The sequence below is a fragment of the Bradyrhizobium sp. SZCCHNRI1009 genome (assembly GCF_032487575.1).
GTDB lineage: Bacteria > Pseudomonadota > Alphaproteobacteria > Rhizobiales > Xanthobacteraceae > Bradyrhizobium.
This window is the reverse complement of the sequence record NZ_JAUEUL010000031.1, coordinates 13111-27491: the sequence shown is the minus strand read 5'-3', so window position 1 is coordinate 27491 and position 14381 is coordinate 13111. Positions and strand designations below refer to the sequence as shown.

At 66.4% G+C, this 14381-nt stretch carries 15 protein-coding genes; 8 read left to right on the top strand and 7 right to left on the bottom strand.

Translation table 11 applies throughout. The features are described from left to right. Nucleotides 1–50 precede the first annotated feature (50 nt). Together QX010_RS30545 and hpaR are read right to left on the bottom strand one after the other, a co-directional pair. A complete protein-coding gene (locus tag QX010_RS30545) occupies nt 51–1136 on the bottom strand; it encodes a malate/lactate/ureidoglycolate dehydrogenase (protein WP_316183351.1) in 1086 nt (361 codons plus the stop codon). Nucleotides 1137–1293: 157 nt separating this feature from the next. Further along, the gene (gene hpaR / locus QX010_RS30540) at nt 1294–1749 is read right to left on the bottom strand and encodes a homoprotocatechuate degradation operon regulator HpaR (protein ID WP_409997893.1); all 456 of its coding nucleotides are present in this window, start codon (nt 1747–1749) and stop codon (nt 1294–1296) included. 176 nt (nt 1750–1925) lie between these two features. Between hpaR and hpaH the strand changes: the two genes are divergently transcribed. Genes hpaH through QX010_RS30515 form a run of 5 tightly spaced genes read left to right on the top strand, consistent with a single transcriptional unit; the run spans nt 1926 to nt 7218 of the window. Continuing rightward, nucleotides 1926–2732 (top strand): 2-oxo-hept-4-ene-1,7-dioate hydratase, encoded by an 807-nt coding sequence (gene hpaH, locus QX010_RS30535; protein ID WP_315801283.1) that lies wholly within the window; start codon nt 1926–1928, stop codon nt 2730–2732. A gap of 24 nt (nt 2733–2756) precedes the next feature. Next, a complete protein-coding gene (locus QX010_RS30530; protein ID WP_315801284.1) occupies nt 2757–3155 on the top strand; it encodes a 5-carboxymethyl-2-hydroxymuconate Delta-isomerase in 399 nt (132 codons plus the stop codon). After that, entirely contained in the window at nt 3148–4686 is a 1539-nt protein-coding gene (gene hpaE, locus QX010_RS30525) for a 5-carboxymethyl-2-hydroxymuconate semialdehyde dehydrogenase (RefSeq protein ID WP_315801285.1), read from the top strand. Before QX010_RS30530 ends, hpaE begins: the two co-directional genes overlap by 8 nt. Before the next feature lie 12 nt (nt 4687–4698). Next, nucleotides 4699–5571: a fumarylacetoacetate hydrolase family protein gene (locus tag QX010_RS30520; RefSeq protein WP_316183350.1), complete on the top strand. Its 873-nt coding sequence runs from the start codon at nt 4699–4701 to the stop codon at nt 5569–5571. Between the two features lie 21 nt (nt 5572–5592). Further along, nucleotides 5593–7218, top strand: a complete 1626-nt coding sequence (locus tag QX010_RS30515; RefSeq protein WP_316183349.1) for a thiamine pyrophosphate-dependent enzyme — start codon at nt 5593–5595, stop codon at nt 7216–7218. 34 nt (nt 7219–7252) lie between these two features. Here the strand turns inward: QX010_RS30515 and QX010_RS30510 are convergent, their stop codons facing one another. The 3 genes from QX010_RS30510 to QX010_RS30500 all read right to left on the bottom strand — a co-directional run bounded on the left by QX010_RS30510 (nt 7253) and on the right by QX010_RS30500 (nt 9945). Further along, complete coding sequence (locus QX010_RS30510) at nt 7253–8473, bottom strand: MFS transporter (protein ID WP_316183348.1); 1221 nt, start codon at nt 8471–8473, stop codon at nt 7253–7255. A 74-nt stretch (nt 8474–8547) separates the two neighbouring features. Next, nucleotides 8548–9198 carry a DNA oxidative demethylase AlkB gene (gene alkB / locus QX010_RS30505; RefSeq protein ID WP_316183347.1) on the bottom strand — a complete coding sequence of 217 codons (651 nt, stop codon included), beginning with the start codon at nt 9196–9198 and terminating at the stop codon, nt 8548–8550. A gap of 3 nt (nt 9199–9201) precedes the next feature. Beyond that, the gene (locus QX010_RS30500; protein ID WP_316183346.1) at nt 9202–9945 is read right to left on the bottom strand and encodes a 2OG-Fe(II) oxygenase; all 744 of its coding nucleotides are present in this window, start codon (nt 9943–9945) and stop codon (nt 9202–9204) included. A 230-nt stretch (nt 9946–10175) separates the two neighbouring features. Between QX010_RS30500 and QX010_RS30495 the strand changes: the two genes are divergently transcribed. After that, nucleotides 10176–10934, top strand: coding sequence for a transglycosylase domain-containing protein (locus QX010_RS30495; protein ID WP_316183345.1), 759 nt, complete (start codon nt 10176–10178; stop codon nt 10932–10934). Nucleotides 10935–10949: 15 nt separating this feature from the next. Here the strand turns inward: QX010_RS30495 and QX010_RS30490 are convergent, their stop codons facing one another. Together QX010_RS30490 and QX010_RS30485 are read right to left on the bottom strand one after the other, a co-directional pair. Beyond that, the gene (locus QX010_RS30490) at nt 10950–12302 is read right to left on the bottom strand and encodes an amidase (RefSeq protein WP_316183344.1); all 1353 of its coding nucleotides are present in this window, start codon (nt 12300–12302) and stop codon (nt 10950–10952) included. Nucleotides 12303–12308: 6 nt separating this feature from the next. Next, the gene (locus QX010_RS30485) at nt 12309–12632 is read right to left on the bottom strand and encodes a hypothetical protein (RefSeq protein WP_316183343.1); all 324 of its coding nucleotides are present in this window, start codon (nt 12630–12632) and stop codon (nt 12309–12311) included. 191 nt (nt 12633–12823) lie between these two features. On the opposite strand from QX010_RS30485, the gene QX010_RS30480 reads away from it, so the two are divergent. Beyond that, nucleotides 12824–13237: a Zn-ribbon domain-containing OB-fold protein gene (locus QX010_RS30480; RefSeq protein WP_315801294.1), complete on the top strand. Its 414-nt coding sequence runs from the start codon at nt 12824–12826 to the stop codon at nt 13235–13237. A gap of 4 nt (nt 13238–13241) precedes the next feature. Beyond that, entirely contained in the window at nt 13242–14381 is a 1140-nt protein-coding gene (locus tag QX010_RS30475; protein WP_316183342.1) for a thiolase C-terminal domain-containing protein, read from the top strand.

Below are 14381 nucleotides of genomic sequence, written 5' to 3'. Positions count from 1 at the left end.
CCGCTCAATCTGCGCGTGGATCGCTCGCGCCACCGGCGATCACACTGATATCACGATGTCGCCCGCTGAATGCTCGCTTCGCTGACACCCACGTCGCGCGCCGTGTTCACTATTGCCGCCCAGGTGTCGTCGGGCAATGGCACGCCATTGGCCGTACGCTCGGCCCGCATCTTGCGCTCGGGGTCGCCCGGCACCAGCACCTGATCGACGCCGGAGACCGGCTTGGTCGCCCGGATGAAATCCGTATAGCGGGTGATCTCACCGTCGAAGAAGCTCGCCGGATCGACCACCTTCGGGTCGATGTAGATCGCGAGCATGCCGTTGGCGAAGCGCCGGTTTGCCGACGTCGCCCCGGTGCCGGTCAAGGCGCCGCCGAGCAGCTCACAGATAAAGGCGAGCCCGGAGCCCTTGTGCTCGCCGAAAGCGCGGATCGCTCCCGTCCCCTTGGTGTGGTCGCGCGTCCCCTCGGTCTCATAGGGTCCATAGAGCACCGCCGGATCCTCGCTGAGCGTCCCGTCGGCATCGATCAAAGCGCCCTTGGGCAGCTTCTTGCCGCCGCGGCTCGCCACCAGGACCTTGCCCTCGGCCACGATCGAGGTCGCGAAATCGAGCACGATGGGATCCTGTCCTTGGCGCGGGATGCCGACACAATAGGGCGCGGTCGAGAACCGCTTCTCGACGCCGCCATAGGGCGCCACCAGCAGGGAGCCCGCGGCCGTGACGAAATGAATGGACACGAGTCCTTCGGCGGCGGCCATTTCTGCCCAGTCGCCGACGCGGCCGAGATGGCCGGAATTGCGCAGCGCCAGCGCAGCCAAGCCGCTCTTCTTGCAGCGCTCGATGCCGATCCTCACGGCCTGCGGCGTCACCGTCTGGCCGTAGCCGAACTTGCCGTCCACGACCACCAGCGACGGCGTATCGACCACGATGTCCGCCGTCTGGTTGGGCACGATCGATCCCATCTTCTTCCAGCGGATATAGACGGGCACCCGGATCACACCGTGACTGTCATGCCCGGTGAGATTTGCCGTCGTGAGATAGGTGGCGATCCGCCGCGCCTCCTCAGCAGAGGACTCGGCATGTTCGAAGACGTCGGCGACGAAATCGATGAGGCGGGCAACCTTGATTGTGACCATGACAACTCGCGGGTTCGATCAGCATGCAGACAGAGTTAGCATGGAATGCCATGCCTGCGACGCACGCCATCTCCGCTCGACTGCATCGCTTCTTATCAAAACGCCGAACGGCCTGCCAAGTACGAGACCCCTTCCGTTGCGCCTCGTCCGCGGCATATCAGCCGTCACCGCTGTCGTCGGGGGCGAGATCGCCGCCGATGCTCAGCTCGAGCTCGCCAAGCATCTTGTGCAATGCGGCAAGCTTGCGTGTACCGTACCGGCTGGCAATCGATGCGTAGATCGCCTCCGAGCTCGGCGCGACCTGCGCGATCAGCTTCATGCCCTTGCTCGAAATCGACAGCACGCCCCTGCGCATGTCACGACTATCGACTTCGCGCTGAATCAAGCCACGCGCCTCGAGATCGCGCAGGATGCGGGACAGGCTGGGCCCGAGCAGGAACGCGACCCGCGCCAGCTCGGTCACCTCGATCACGTCGACCGCCGCCAGCGCGCGCAGGATGCGCCATTGCTGCTCGGTCAGGCCGTGCTGCCGCAGATTGGGACGAAACTGCCGCATCACGGCCTCGCGCGCCCGCAACAAGGCCATCGGCAGCGACTGCGAGAAGTCGCGCATCGGCACCTTGCGGGCGTCCTTCGCCGCCGGCCTCGCGACCTTCGCCCTGGTCTCGCTCACATCAATCTCCTGGGGGTCGCCCCGAATATTTGCACTGCAGCAAACGTCCTTTCGGTTTGCCGGCAGAAACTTAACATGTTAATCATCTGCGGCCACCTCTTTTCTGAGCGACAACCATGCCTCTTTCGAGCGACCAGATACATAGCTGCGCGTTACGCCTGGATCAGGCTGAAAAGAGCCGCCACCAGATCAGGCAGTTTTCGCAGGAGTTTCCCGATATCACCATCGCAGATGCCTATGCCATCCAGGAGGCCTGGATCGGCATCAAGGTGGCCGCGGGCCGCGTCATCAAGGGGCACAAGATCGGGTTGACATCGAAGGCGATGCAGAGCGCGCTGAACATCGATGAGCCGGATTCGGGCGTGCTGCTCGACGACATGTTCTTTGCCGATGGCGGGCTGGTGCCGTCCGACCGCTTCATCGCGACGCGGATCGAGGCGGAACTTGCCTTCGTCATGAAGCACCGTCTGTCGGGGCCGGACTGCACGGTGTTCGACGTGCTCAACGCGACCGATTTCGTGGTACCGGCACTGGAAATCCTGGATACGCGGATCGAGCGGGTGGATCCCGCGACCAAGGCGACCCGCAAGATCTTCGATACGATCGCCGACAACGCGGCAAATGCCGGAATCGTGCTCGGCGGCCGGCCGCTGCGGCCGCTCGATACCGACCTGCGCTGGATCGGCGCACTCTGTTATAAGAACGGTCAACTGGAAGAGACCGGCTTGGCCGCCGGCGTGCTGAACAACCCGGCGACGGCCGTTGCCTGGCTCGCCAACAAGATCGCAGCGCGCGGGCTTGCCCTCGAACCAGGCCAGGTCGTTCTGGCCGGCTCCTTCATCCGGCCGATCGAGGCCCGCAAGGGCGACACCATCCAGGCCGACTACGGCCCGTATGGAACGGTGAGCTGTTACTTCACCTGACGCCTGCACCGGAGCGACCGCATCATGCCGCATTTCAGCATCGAATACTCCGCCAATCTCGACGCCTTTGTCGTGATGGCCAACGTCTGCGAGGTGGTCCGTAAGGCCGCCAGTGAGACCGGGATCTTTCCGATCGGCGGCATCCGCGTGCGCGCGATCCGCTGCGAGCATTACGCGATCGCCGACGGCAAGCCCGATGCCGCCTTCCTCGCCATGCTGCTGCGGCTCGGCGAAGGCCGCGACCTCCCGGCACGGCAGAAGGCCGGCGAATACGTCTTCAAGGCGCTCTCGGATTACCTCGATCCCGTCTTCGCCAGCAGCAAGTTCGCGCTGTCCTTCGACATGCAGATCAACGACGCCGCGACCAGCTGGAAACGCAACAACATCCACGACGCCCTGAAAGCGAAGGCATCCCATGGATAAGGCCAATCCCAAAACCGACATTTACAAGTCCAACCTCGACCGCGCGGCTCCCCTGCTCGCGAAGCTGAAGCACGAGGGCATCGGCCATTTCATCGACGGCAAGGTGGTGCCGGCCATCTCGGGCGCAACGTTCGAGACCAAGTCTCCGATCGACAACACCGTGCTCGCGACCGTCGCACGCGGCAATGCCGAGGACATCGACCGCGCGGCGACATCGGCCGCACTTGCCTTCAAATCCTGGCGCGACATGGCGCCGGCGATGCGGCGCAAGCTGCTGCATCGCGTGGCCGATGCGATCGAGGATCATGCCGACGACATCGCGGTGCTCGAATGTATCGATACCGGGCAGGCCTATCGCTTCATGGCCAAGGCCGCGATCCGCGCCGCGGAAAACTTCCGCTTCTTCGCCGACAAATGCACCGAGGCCCGCGACGGCCAGAGCACGCCGAGCGACGAGCACTGGAACATTTCGACCCGGGTGCCGATTGGCCCCGTGGGCGTGATCACCCCGTGGAACACGCCGTTCATGCTGTCGACCTGGAAGATCGCGCCCGCGCTCGCGGCCGGCTGCACGGTCGTGCACAAGCCGGCGGAATGGTCGCCGATCACGGCGCAATGGCTCGCCAAGCTCGCCAAGGACGCCGGCATTCCCGACGGCGTGCTCAACACGGTGCATGGCTTTGGCGAAGAGGCCGGCAAGGCGCTGACCGAGCATCCCGCGATCAAGGCGATCGGCTTCGTCGGCGAGAGCTCGACGGGGTCTGCGATCATGGCGCAGGGAGCACCGACCTTGAAGCGGGTGCATTTCGAGCTCGGCGGCAAGAACCCGGTGATCGTGTTCGACGATGCCGATCTCGACCGCGCGCTCGACGCCGTCGTGTTCATGATCTACTCGCTCAACGGCGAGCGCTGCACGTCGTCCAGCCGCCTGCTGGTGCAGCAGAGCATCGCCGAGACTTTTACGGCCAAGCTCGCCGCGCGCGTGCGTGCGCTGAAAGTGGGTCATCCGCTCGATCCCGCCACCGAGATCGGACCGCTGATCCATGAGCGGCACCTCGCGAAGGTCTGCTCCTATGTCGACGTTGCGCGCGAGGATGGCGCGATCATCGCCGTCGGCGGCAAGCGGTTCGACGGCCCGGGCGGCGGCCATTACGTCGAGCCGACGCTGGTGACCGGCGCGCGCCAGACCATGCGCGTGGCGCAGGAAGAAGTGTTCGGGCCGTTCCTCACCGTGATCCCGTTCCGCGACGAGGCCGACGCGATCGCGATCGCCAACGACGTGCAATATGGCCTCACCGGCTATGTCTGGACCGGCGACATGGGCCGCGCGCTGCGCGTCGCCGACGCGCTGGAGGCCGGCATGATCTGGCTGAACTCGGAGAACGTCCGCCACCTGCCGACGCCGTTCGGCGGCATGAAGGCGTCGGGCATCGGCCGCGACGGCGGCGACTATTCGTTCGACTTCTACATGGAGACCAAGCACGTCTCGCTCGCGCGCGGCACCCACAAGATCCAGCGGCTCGGCGTGTAAGGAGAGATGCCCATGACCTCCCCTCGCCTCGCGACCTACTCCGTCAACGGCTCCGTCCGCTATGGACTTGTCACGGAACAAGGTCTTGTCGATCTCTCGGCGCGCTTCGCCGAGGACTATCCGACCTTGCGCGAAGCCATCGCGGCGGGCGCCCTGCCGCGGCTGATCGAGACCGCCGCCGGCCTCTCGCCCGATCACGGCCTCGATGCCATCACCTGGCTGCCGCCCATCCCCTCGCCCGAGAAGATCATCTGCATCGGCGTCAACTATCCCGATCGCAACGCCGAATACAAGGATGGCCAGGACGCGCCGAAATATCCGTCGATGTTCATGCGCACGCCGCGCTCCTTCGTCGGCCACGAGACGCCGCTGGTGCGCCCGCGCGCCTCGCCGCAACTGGACTACGAAGGCGAGCTCGTGCTGATCATCGGCAAGGCGGGCCGTCACATTCCCGAGGCCCAGGCGCTGGATCACATCGCCGCGTTGACGCTGTGCAACGAGGGCACCATCCGCGACTGGGTGCGGCATGCCAAGTTCAACGTCACCCAGGGCAAGAACTTCGACTCCACCGGCAGCCTCGGGCCCTGGATCGTGCGCTACACCGACGAAAGCCAGATTGCCGACATCCGGCTGACGACGCGCGTCAATGGCGAATTGCGCCAGGACGATCGCACGTCGCGGCTGATGTTCGGCTTCCGCTACCTCATCAACTACATCTCGACCTTCACCACGCTCATGCCCGGTGACGTGATCGTGACGGGGACGCCGACCGGCGCCGGTGCACGGTTCGACCCGCCGCGCTATCTGAAGCCCGGCGACGTCATCGAGATCGAAGCCGAGGGCGTCGGTACCTTGCGCAATGGCGTCGTCGACGAAGCTCTATAAAATCAGCAACGGAATGTCAGCATGACCACCATGACCGGCGGCGAAGCCATCGTCAGCGGGCTCGTCGCCCACGGCGTCGACACCGTGTTCGGCCTGCCCGGCGCGCAGGTCTATGGCCTGTTCGATGCCTTCCACCAGGCGCAGCTCAAGGTCGTCGGCGCCCGCCACGAACAGGCCTGCGGCTACATGGCGTTCGGCTATGCCCGCGCCAGCGGCAGGCCCGGCGTGTTCAGCGTGGTGCCGGGTCCCGGCGTGCTCAACGCGGGCGCGGCACTGCTCACCGCCTTCGGCTGCAACGAGCCGGTGCTGTGCCTGACGGGCCAGGTGCCGACGGATTATCTCGGACGCGGCCGCGGCCATCTGCACGAGATGCCCGACCAGCTCGCCACCTTGCGCACCTTCGTCAAATGGGCGGAGCGGATCGAATATCCTGATAGCGCGCCGACGCTGGTCGCGCGCGCGTTCCAGGAAATGCTGTCGGGGCGACGCGGTCCCACGGCCCTCGAGATGCCGTGGGACGTGTTCACGCAGAAGGCCGAGACGGCCGCTGCCAAGCCGCTGCCGCAGTTCGCGCCGCCGCAGCCCGATCCCGACCGCATCGCCAAGGCCGCCGGACTGATTACCTCTGCGAAAACGCCGATGATCTTCGTCGGCGCCGGCGCGATCGAGGCCCGCGAGGAGATCCTCGAGCTGGCCGAGATGATCGACGCGCCGGTCGTGGCGTTCCGGTCCGGACGCGGCATCGTCTCCAACGCGCATGAGCTCGGGCTCACCATGGCCGCCGCCTACAAGCTCTGGCCGACCATCGACCTGATGATCGGAATCGGCACCCGCATGGAGCTGCCGACCACGTTCCGCTGGCCGTTCAAGCCCGATGGTTTGAAGTCGATCCGCATCGACATCGACCCCGCCGAAATGCGGCGCCTGGTCGTCGATGCCGGCATCGTCGCCGATGCCAAGGCCGGGACGGCCGCGCTCTCGGCGGCCGTCGGCAAGGCGGGCTACCGCAAGACCTCCGGCCGCCGCGCGACCATTCGCGAGGCCAGCGCCGCGACCTTGCAGGAGATCCAGAAGGTGCAGCCGCAGATGGCCTATCTGAACGTGCTGCGCGAGGTGCTGCCGCCGGACGCCATCGTCACCGACGAATTATCGCAGGTCGGCTTCGCCTCCTGGTACGGCTTTCCGGTGTACGAGCCGCGCACCTTCATCACCTCGGGCTATCAGGGCACGCTCGGCGCGGGCTTCCCGACCGCGCTCGGCGCCAAGGTCGCGCATCCCGACAGACCGGTGGTGGCGATCACAGGCGACGGCGGCTTCATGTTCGCGGTGCAGGAGCTGGCGACGGCCGTGCAGTACAACATCGGCGTGGTCACGCTGGTGTTCAACAACAACTCGTATGGCAATGTCCGGCGCGACCAGCGCGAGCGCTTCGATGGCCGCGTCGTGGCCTCCGACCTCGTCAACCCGGATTTCGTCAAGCTCGCGGAGTCCTTCGGCGTGGCCGCGAGCCGCGTCACGGCGCCGGATCAGTTCAAATCAGCGCTGCAGAAGGCGCTCGCGCATGGCGGGCCCTATTTGATCGACGTCGAAGTGCCCCGGGATTCCGAGGTCTCGCCCTGGGCTTTCATTCATCCGGCAAAACCATAGGCCGATCGCGGTGGACGACTGGGCGGTTGCAGGGTCAGGCAGATGCCTGCCGTCCCTGCAACGCTGCCGCGGCCATCACCAGCAGGCCGGCGCCGGCCACGAACCAGCAGGCGACCGGTGCCCATTGCACCAGGGGCGCGTAGTCGGGCAGCTTCTGCAGGCCGCCGGCGACGGCGGCGATCCGCGCGAAGGTTGCCAGCGCCAGCGCCGAGAACACGAGCCCGGTCACCTTGCCCTCGGCGCCGGTCGTCCCGATCGCGAGCGCCGCGGAAATGGCGCTCATCATCATGCAGCCCCAGGCGGCCCCGGCGATGAACTGCGCCACGATCAGCACGGTCAGTGCGCCCGCGAGCTCGGCGATCACGATCGCGAGCGCGCCGAGTAGACCGGCGATTCCCATCACCATGAGCCCGCCGCGATGCTTGACGACCACGCTGGCCGGGAACAGCACAAGGTTGAAGCCGATCCAGAACACCGGCATCAGCCAGGACAAGTCCTCCGGCCTGGCGAAGCGGAGATAGAAAGCCGAGCTGTTGATGCTGAAATGCAGCTGGTAGCCGAGCGCAAGGATTACCATGGCGCCGATGAACAGCAGCGGCAATCCCCGCAACGGCTTGGGCTCAGGCTTGGCCACTGCTTGCGCTGCCGGACCGCTATCCTGCGGAATGCGCGAGAGACCGAGCGCCGTCAGCAGCAGCACAGCCGATGAGATGACGAACGGCAGGCGCGGATCGTAGTCGCGCAGGATCACGCCGAGATAGGGCGACACGGCGCCGGCCACGCCGTAGCCGAGCATGACCAGCGCTGCCAGGAACGGAATGGCCGGCCGGGCCGCATGACGCCCGAGCAGCGTCAAGGGCGGCGCGCGCAACACTGACGAGGTCAGCGCCCAGATCGCGATCAGTCCGATAAAGACCGCAGGACCCGCCGACGCTGCCGCGAAAGGCAGCGCCACGAACGCGGCGCAGGATATCGCAGTCAGCAGGCCGATGAAGAGACCGAATCGCGAGGCGATGGGCCCGAGCCGATCCGCGGCGATTCCCATGGCCGTGTCCGACAGCGTGAAGATCGCCTGGTCCAGCATCAGGATCAGAACGACGGCCGAGGGCGCGATGCCGGCCTGGGCCGCAAGCTTGGGCAGATAGATCACATAGGTCGTCCACAGCAGCGTGAACACCAGCTGCAGCAGCGCAAGGTGGAGTCCGAGCCGCGTCGCCGCCGGCGCCCGCTCGTCCGCAAGTTCGACAGTGCTCATGGCCCCTCTCCCGGAGGGCAGCATAGAGCGGGTGGCGGCCGATGCAAAATGACGAAGAGCACACAGCGGCTGGACTACTGCGCGCGGCGGAACGTCAGGTTGATGCGCCGGCGCCCGAGCCGAGCATGCTCGCCGCCGGCGAGCGGCCCGACGCCGTGAAAGGCGAGGCGCGCCGGGCCGCCCCAGACGACGACGTCGCCATGGGCCAGCCGATAGCGTTGCGTCTTGTCGGAGCGCTTGAGGCCGCCGAACAGGAACGTCGCCGGCAGCCCCAGCGACACCGAGACGATCGGCGCGCCGATGTCGCGCTCGTCGCGGTCCTGATGCAGCGACATCTTGGCGCCGGGCTCGTAGCAATTGATCAGGCAGGCATCGGGCGCGAAGGCGGCAAAGCCTGCCTCATTCGCCGCCTGCTCGGCGAGTTGTCGCAACAGCGGCGGCATCGCCGGCCATGGCCGACCGGTGTCCGGATCACATGCATCATAGCGATAGCCGCTGCGGTCCGTCACCCAGCCGACCGACCCGCAATTCGTCATCGCCACCGACATCTGGTGGCCGCCGGGCGTGATCATCCGGCGGAACGGCGCCTGCGCGGTGATCGCCTCGATCGCGGCCAGAAGTTCCGTCTCATGCGGCTGCGCAAAACCACGCAGCAGCACCGCGCCGGGCGCGAGCGGCTCGCGCGCCGGTCCGGCGATCTCAAATCCATCGAACAGATCCGTCATTTGCTACTTCGCATCGTGAAAGATCACCCCGAGCGTATGCCGCCGACCGGAACGCAGCCGGCTCACGCCATGGCGCATGTTGACGCGGTAGCTGCCGCGGGTGCCCTGGACCGGGCGATTGCGGACCGCGAACACCACGGCGTCGCCCTGCCGGAGCGGCACCACCTCGGCGCGCGACTGCATGCGCGGCCGCTGTTCGGTCAGCACGAACTCGCCGCCGTCGAAATCACGCCCCGGCTCGGATAGGAGAATCGCAACCTGCAGCGGAAACACATGCTCGCCATAGAGATCCTGGTGCAGGCAGTTGTAGTCGCCGTCGACATATTGCAGCAAGAGCGGCGTCGGCCTGACCTGGCCGGCCTGATGACAGCGCGCCAGGAAGTCGTCGTGCTCGGCGGGATAGCGGACGTCGATCCCCATGGTCGCATTCCACCGGTTGGCGATCGCGACGAGATGGGAATAGATCCGCGGCCGCAACTCCGCGATCGGATCCGGCAGCGGATAGCTGAAATATTTGTACTCGCCGCGCCCGAACCCATGCCGCGCCATCACCACGCGGCTGCGGAAATGCCGGTCGTCCGGATAGAGAGAGGCCAGCATGCGGCAGGTGTCGGGCGACACGAGTTGCTTTAACACCGCGGAGCCGCTGACGTCGAGGTCGCGGTCAACCATCGCCCAATCGATCGCATCGACGCCAGTCGCGGCGATGGAATTGAGGTCGGGCACTGCGTGCTCAAGTCTGGCCATGCAATTCATCCCAGCTGTCATTCCGGGGCGGCGCGAAGCGACGAGCCCGGAATCCATACTCACGATCGTGGTTATGGATTCCGCGCCTGCGCGCAAGGGCGCGCATCCCGGAATGACGAGGATGCGACAGAATGATGAGCGACGGCCACCCGTTTCCTGGCGCTCTGCTGTGATCGTGCTGGAACGCCCTGATGAACCGAAATGCTTCGGGTGGAACTAATGATCTGACGATGCAACGTCTCGGCACCCAACGCGTCTTCATCATCCTGCTCGGCAAGTCGATCCTGGCCGTTCTCTCGCTTGCCGTCGTCCTGCTGCTCTACGCCGAAGCCTACGCGATATGGTACGCCGAATATCATCTTGGCGTCCCTACTGAAGCCGAGATCGCAGCGCTTCCTGCCGCCGGCCATCTTTGTCCGCTCGAAGCGGGATCGCCGTACGTCGCGCTGGCAGACATGCCCCTGCTGCTGCGGCAGGCCGTCATCGCGTCGGCTGGCGCCGACTTTCAGACACGGCCCAATCTCGTTCTGCCGGCGACAATGGCGGCCATCATCGACGGCCGACGGCCCGATACGAGGATCACGTTTACGGTCACCCGCCATTGCCTGCAAGCTTTGGCTCCAGACTGTTGTCGCGGCCTGGATTGGCACGTCGGAAACACGGTCTTCATGGGCCGTCTGGAACGAACCCTGTCGCGCGAGCGAATTCTCGATTCCTACCTGAACGACAGCTATCTCGGCCGCAACGCCTATGGTGTCGCAGCGGCGGCGACCGCGCATTTCGGCAAGCCCCTGGCAGACCTCAACATCGACGAGATCGCCCTGCTCCTCGCGCGTTTCCAGATGCCGAGGCCCTCTGAGCGCGACGGCGAGCGGCGCAACTACATGCTCGACAAAATGCTGTCAGCCGGCCTCATCGACGAGGCCCAGGCGACCGCCGCCAGGGCCGCCCCACTCCCCGCCGTCGACACAACGCCGCGCAGTCCCTGACCGCTCGCGTCCGCCTCAGCCCCGCACCACGCCCTCGATGCCCGCCGCGATCTCCAGCAGCTTGCGGTCCTGGCCGCCCGACTGCGCCAGCATCAGGCCGACGGGGACCTCGCCATGCCGATGCGCCGGGAGCGAGATGGCGCAGCCGTCGATCATGTTGATGAAGGTGCAGTTGCGCAGCGCACGGACGTTCTCGCGGGCGAAGGCCTGGTCGTCGGCGAGATCGGCGATTTTCGGCGGCGCGTTGGCGGTGGTCGGCATCACCAGCGCGTCGTAGGGCGCGATCCGCGCGGCGGCGCGCGTCACCAGCGAGCGGCGGGCGTTGAGCATCTCGATGTAGTCGGGCACGGTGATCGCCTCGCCGCGCATGATGCGCACCGAGACGCGCGGATCGTAGACGTCGCCCTTGGCCGCCAGCAGGAAGCGGTGCCAGGCATAGCTCTCGGCGGCGGCGAAGCCGCCCTTTGCGCCGATGATGCCGACGTCGAGGAACTCCGGGAATTCGATGCGCGCGATCAGCGCGCCCTGCTTCGCCAGGCTCTCCAGCGCGCGTTCGAACGTAGCGGCCACCTCGGCATCGAGCTCGTCCAGCACGATGGTGGTGGGCACGGCGAGCCGCAGGCCCTTCACCGGGCGTGATGCCAGCGGCCGGATCGGCTCGTCGGCCAGCACGGAATCGAGCACGGCGCAGCACGCCACGGTGTTGGCGAGCGGGCCGAAGCTGTCGAGCGTGGTCGACAGCGGCACGCCGCCGTCGAGTGGCACGCGGGCCTGCGTCGGCTTGTAGCCGACGATGCCGTTGAACGCCGCCGGGATGCGGCAGGAGCCGCCGGTGTCGGTGCCGAGCGCACCATAGGCCATGCGATCGACGATGGAGACCGCGGCGCCCGACGACGAGCCGCCGGGCACGTAGCCAACGTCGCGCTTCCAGGCGCTCTTCGGCGTGCCGTAATGCGGGTTGATGCCGATGCCGGAATAGGCGAACTCGGTCATGTTGGTGCGGCCGATCACGACGAAGCCGGCCCGGCGCAGCCGCGCCACCGCCGGCGCATCGGCCTCGGCCGGCGCGGAATCCTCCAGCGCCCGCGAGCCGGCGCGGGTGACCTGGCCCTTGATGTCGAACAGATCCTTGATCGACACCGGAATGCCGGCGAAGGGCGACGGCGCGGCATTGGCCTTGCGCAGCGCGTCCATGCCATCAGCGGCAGCGAGCGCCGCCTCCTTGTCGACATGGATGAAGGCGCGCTCCCCCTCACCCGCAGGATCGGCAATGCGGGCGAGGCACCCCTCCACCAGCTTGCGCGCGGTGGTGCGGCCGGCGGCGAGATCGTCGGCCAGCGCGGCCAGGGTCGGAATTGAAACGGTCATGGCATCCTATCGCATGTCTGCGGCATCGGCCGCGATGTCCAGATCGAGCAGCGCGGAACTCAGCGACTTGCCGTGCGCATCCAGCGCGAGCGAACGGGTGACCCCGCCGCCGAGCGCCCGGCTCATCACGAAGTTCAGCGCCGCAATGTTGGGCAGCTCATAGCGGACCACCTCGCCCTGGACAATGCCGGCGAAGTGCGCCTTCACCCGCTCCGCCGTGACTTGTGCGAGCAGCAGCGGGTAATCCTTGGGGTCGTAGGCGATGACCGAGATGTTCGAGGTGTCACCCTTGTCGCCGGTCCTGGAATGGGCGATGTCACGCAGCTTCATCTCGGCTCCGATCCTACTCTCCGCATCAAAGACCAATTTTCATCAGGCGGCAATTGCCGTCCAAACACCTCTGCGCCCCCCGGAGGGCCGCATGCGCGGCGTGATGGACCGTTGACGCGTCTGCGTCAAATGGCGCATCACGGATGCAAAGGAGCGGGCGACGGAGCCCGCCGCAGGGAGGATCAACCCGGATGGCCGAGCCGATGCGCGCACGTCCCAAACCGACGCCGGAGACGCAGCATTTCTGGGACGGCACCCGGGCCGGTGAGTTGCGGCTGCAGCGCTGCGACGCCTGCGCCCACGTCTACTTCCCGCCGCGCCCGTTCTGTCCGGCCTGCGCCAGCCGCAAGGTCAGCGTCTTCAAGGCCACGGGCAAAGGCACGCTCTACAGCTACGTCATCAACCATCGTCCCCCTGCGCCCGGCTTCACGCCGCCTTACGCCATTGCCGTCGTGGCGCTCGAAGAGGGCCCGCGCATGATGAGCAACATCACGGGCTGCCCGCAGACGCCGGAGGCGTTGGAGCTCGACATGGCCCTCGAAGTCACATTCGAGACGTTGGACGAGCAGATCACCCTGCCCCTGTTCCGGCCGGCGAAAGGATAACGCCATGCGTCGAAACCAGGTTGCCGTGGTCGGCGCGGCCGAGACCACCGAGCTCGGTGTCATCCCGACGATGTCGCAGATCCAGCTGCATGCGGACGCGGCACTGAATGCGATCGCCGATGCCGGGCTGAAGCTGTCGGACATCGACGGCTTCGCCACCGCCGTCGAGACGCCGCAGCAGATCTGCCATTACCTCGGCATCACACCGACCTGGGTCGATGGCACCTCGGTCGGCGGCTGCTCCTTCATGCTGCATGTCCGCCACGCCGCGGCTGCGATCGAAGCCGGCCTGTGCAAGACCGTGCTGATCACCCATGCCGAGAGCGGCAAATCGATGATCGGCAAGCTGCCGCGCTCGATCCCGCCGGACAGCCTGCAGGGCCAGTTCGAGGCGCCGTTCGGCGTCTACGGGCCGCCCAGCATGTTCCCGATCCCCGTGCTGCGCTACATGAAGACCTACGGCATCACCCATGAGCAGTTGGCGATGGTTGCGGTCGTACAGCGCGAATGGGCGGCAAAGAATCCGCGCGCGATGATGAAGGACCCGATCACCGTCGACGACGTCCTGAACTCGCGCATGATCGCCTACCCGTTCCGCCTGCTGCAGTGCTGCCTCGTCACCGATGGCGGCGGCGCGCTGATCCTGACCTCGGCCGATCGCGCCAAGGATTTTCCGCGCAAGCCGGTGTACATTCTCGGCACAGGCGAAAGCGTGGAGACGCCGATGGTCAGCCAGATGGAGACGTTCAATTCGTCGCGTGCCTTCAAGGTCGCGGGCCCCCTCGCCTTCAAGGAAGCCGGCATCGGCCATGCCGACGTCGATCATCTGATGATCTACGACGCGTTCGCGCATCTGCCGCTGTTCGGTCTCGGCGATCTCGGCTTCATGCCGCATGAGGAGACCGGGCCGTTCATCGCCGCCGGACACACGCGGCCGGGCGGCAAGCTGCCGCTCAACACCAATGGCGGCGGCCTGTCCTACATGCATTCGGGCATGTACGGCATGTATGCGCTGCAGGAGAGCGTGCGCCAGATGCGGGGCATCGCGCCGGCGCAGGTGCCGGGAGCCAAGATCTCGGTGTGTCACGGCGTCGGCGGCATGTTCGCCGCATCGGGCACGATCATCTTCACGAACGAGAGATAG